Source organism: Syntrophomonas sp. UBA5494, from assembly GCF_002426325.1.
Genome location: NZ_DIPG01000087.1, coordinates 470 through 4,094, shown reverse-complemented (window position 1 = coordinate 4,094; position 3,625 = coordinate 470). Strand labels below are relative to the sequence as shown.

Annotated in this window: 3 protein-coding genes; 2 read left to right on the top strand and 1 reads right to left on the bottom strand. The window is 46.9% G+C overall.

Annotated features, from left to right (window positions below):
* Nucleotides 1–231 precede the first annotated feature (231 nt).
* Complete coding sequence (locus B3W37_RS09675; protein WP_483175579.1) at nucleotides 232–1,995, bottom strand: hypothetical protein; 1,764 nt, start codon at nucleotides 1,993–1,995, stop codon at nucleotides 232–234.
* A 471-nt stretch (nucleotides 1,996–2,466) separates the two neighbouring features.
* Here B3W37_RS09675 and B3W37_RS09670 point away from each other — a divergent pair, with 471 nt between their 5' ends.
* A complete protein-coding gene (locus B3W37_RS09670; protein ID WP_483175578.1) occupies nucleotides 2,467–2,781 on the top strand; it encodes a coenzyme F420-0:L-glutamate ligase in 315 nt (104 codons plus the stop codon).
* A gap of 211 nt (nucleotides 2,782–2,992) precedes the next feature.
* The gene (locus B3W37_RS09665) at nucleotides 2,993–3,532 is read left to right on the top strand and encodes a GNAT family N-acetyltransferase (protein ID WP_481039495.1); all 540 of its coding nucleotides are present in this window, start codon (nucleotides 2,993–2,995) and stop codon (nucleotides 3,530–3,532) included.
* Nucleotides 3,533–3,625 lie beyond the last annotated feature (93 nt).

Below are 3,625 nucleotides of genomic sequence, written 5' to 3'. Positions count from 1 at the left end.
CCAGTAAATGATTTTATAGTTACCATGTAAGGCATCTCTCGGACTGCTTCTGCCACTCATTATCCCGGGATAAGTGTGAATAGTAAAACGATCCAGGGTATATTCATCAGCATCTACATCAACCGTCCAACCGGCCCCTAGTTCCCCGCCCGCTGAGCCGAGATGAGCGCACACATGACGGGAAAAATCATGAATTGGAGTTGCCGCTCACGCCGCTGCACGCTTTTAAGATTATTTTGCAGTGACACAAACCCCGTTTTCACTGGGATTCAGATTGTAACGGAACACAATCCGCCCGTCAGCCAGAACCCCCAGGATATGTGTATCGGCTGCCTTCACGGAGATGATTTCAGCCTCGATCAACCATGTTTTCAGATTCAGCCGGTGAAGATAGAACATGTTGTTGGTGTTGTCAGTCTGGTCCAGTTTAAAGGTGATGAAGGCGGCATGGTTCGGCCCCACATAACAATGGTCGGGAATGCTGATATGACCGGTATCACCGGTATCTTCAAGAGAAATTTCCTGAAGCTCCCCGCTTTTAAAATCCAGATACACGGTTTTATAATCATCGCTTTGGCTGCCTGGATCAGGAAGATAGCTATTGATCTCCAGAAGCCCGCTGTCATAGCGGATGAGGCCGGTTGAAGAGAACTGCGAAGCGATACCGTAATTTTGTGCGGTTCCCTTTGCCAGGTCGTACAGCATATAACCCGTAGCGCCTTCATAGCCGAGCATGGTGGTGACAACCTTTTCCCCGTCGGCCACAAAACGGGGGCTGTGGTGAAAAGAATTTTCCGGCACCGCACCGCCGGCAAGCGCTACCGTTTCGGCAAGCAGTTTTTCGCTGTTATCAACCGTATTCAAGAGCTTCAGGCCAACTTCATCGGCATAAACATAACTTTTCCGGTCGCCGGATACGTCCCAGCCCCCGAAGAAAACATCCGGATGTCCATGCCCATCGTATTGCGGCTCCCGGTTGATTTTCGCCGCGATGATGCCGGGCAGGGGGATATCCTCAGCATGCCGCAGGGTTTTATCAACGGCGATAAACTTATCATTCAGGCGGATGATCATGCTTTCACCTGCCGCACTCACATCGGCAGGTGAAAAGTTTCCTTTTATCTCAAGCCGCTTTTCCACTGTCATGGTCTCAGGATCCACCAGCATGAGAGCGGCGTTTTGCCCTTTGTCATAAGGCGCATAAGCCAGAATCAAGCTGCCTTCAACCTCCCCCAGCATGGAAAGCGCATCCGGATTTTCGCCAAAACCGATGATTTGGTCAAAGCGCTGATAATCGCCGGTCAAACTGACAAGATGATTGTTCACGTAGTCCCGCTTGCCGCTATCAAAGTAAAGGCTTCCGTCTTCACGCTGTTTCAACGTGTAAGTTTCCGTCATCTCTACCAGGTCCTTTTGCGGCGAAACGGAACGGGTCAGTATGAAGGTTACGGAACCGTCGCTGTTTTTAGCCACCTGATCCAGGGAATAGCCCCAGGCATTGGGATCATGATAAGAAGGCCGGGCTCGTTCTCCGCCAAGGTTAAACATGAAAGCGCGCCTTTGCGGGTCATAGATGTCCGGTTCAATTGCAGACACATCCATGCTGGTTAAATTGAAATAGCGACGGGCATATTCGAGAGCCGTATCCAGGGGAAACAGCCTCAGGCTGCTATCCTCATCGGCCGGCTCCAGGCTTTCCCAGCCATGTTCCTCAACATATTTCAGCCAGCAGAATTGGGCCACGTTGAGCGGATCTATTTCCTGGGCGGAGTTGAATTCCCGAGTGTTGCCTACGGTGGCAATGGAATCATAAAAGTATTCCTGCCAGAGCTGTTCCAGTTGGACGGGATCAGTGATATCGTTGTTTACCCCTGTTTCCGGCGGAATGCTCTGCTGAGCCCCGGTGTGCAAATCCTGAGGCTTGCGGCTGCATCCGGCAGCAGGGAGCAGCAAAAGAGTCATCAGAATAAATATGATCGTGGTTTTAATCTTCACAATGACACCTGCCTAATTGCTGGGATGTATGATTGGACGGTGTACGTTTCGCAGCGGGTTCCATGGGAGAGAATTCCGCCGCAGCCCGAACGATGCCCCATCCGATGCCTGCTCGGAGGGTGGCTTGTTTCTTTCCCTTTATGCATACATACATAAAAAAAGCACCTGCCTTGCAGCAGATACCGGTAATTGCTCATTATTTTAACCGCCCATCAAGAACGGTTTTGGTCTCATCGGCGCTGGCCCGTCAGAAGGGCGCAGGTTGGTGAATTCAGTTTGATATTGTTCTGAGGACGATACTAGACCAATCAGGGGGACGGTTCGACCAATCAGGGGGACGGTTCTATTGATCGACTTGGAACATAATGGTATTCTTACAACAGGAAGAATATAGAAGGAACTATGTTATGCCAAGGATAGCCCGAAAGAAAAGCGAGACCGGTATTTATCATGATTGATCAATTCCCGATAGTGAAGTTTGAATCATTCAACCATTGTGAAGTCCTTCTTTCTATTTCCGCGTATTTCCTCAATACCTGGTTTGGTTACGCTATAGCCAAGGGCAAGGTTGTGCATCGTGAGGTGGAATCACCCTACGGGTACAAGCCGAAGGAAGCCGGAAGCAAACTTCTATGGGAGCAGTTTGATCGCAGCAGCTTAGAGATCGAGGGCACCACCCCCAGGAAATCCGAGGACCTCTTATCCAGCCTGGCGGACTTGGTCAGCGGCTCCGCCGACGCGGGCACCCCGTGCATATTGATCAAAGGATTTCTGCAGAAAAAATAGTTAAGAGCAACAAAAGCCGTTCCCCGATCCAACCGAGGAACGGCTTTTTTGACGGGCTAACAGGGTGGGCCCAAAGCCAACAAAAAGAATGTTCCTTGTTGCCCTCTTGTTGCTTTACAATTGGCTCTGTTGAAGTTTGTTGTTGATAAATAAATTTTAAAAAATGATAGAATTATTATCAGGCGATAATATTTTGTAAAGTGGTGAATTAATGAGTATTTTAGAAAAATTTGCTGATGTACCTAAAATAGAAACGGAGCGTCTCATCCTTAGAAAAATTACATTAGATGATGCAGAAGATATGTATTTATATGCTTCGAATGAAGAAGTAACGAGATATGTAACTTGGGATACTCATTCCTCATTATCAGATACAATGGAATTTATAAATACGTTTTTATCTAAATATGATGCTCCATGGGGGATTGAGCTTAAAGAAAATGGTAAATTTATTGGAACAGTTCACTTTGTTTGGTGGCAGCCAGAACATAATAGTGCTGAAATTGGATATGTTCTATCTAAAGAATGCTGGGGCAAAGGGTTAATTACCGAAGCAGCAATGGCACTCATTTCTTTTGGTTTCGAAAGTATGAACTTAGTTCGTATTCAGGCGCGATGTTTTTTAGAAAACAAGGGTTCAGAGTGTGTTATGGAAAAGTTAGGTATGTCTTTTGAAGGTATAAGTAGAAAAGTAATGTATGTTAAAGGGGAACATAAAGACTTAAAGGTGTACGCTATATTAAAGTTTTAGATATGACACAGGTATATTTGGCGTTGGACATATTTGCATGCCAAAAGGAACAAGCAAGAGAAAAAATGCAAATGTTTGAGGCTGAAAACAGTG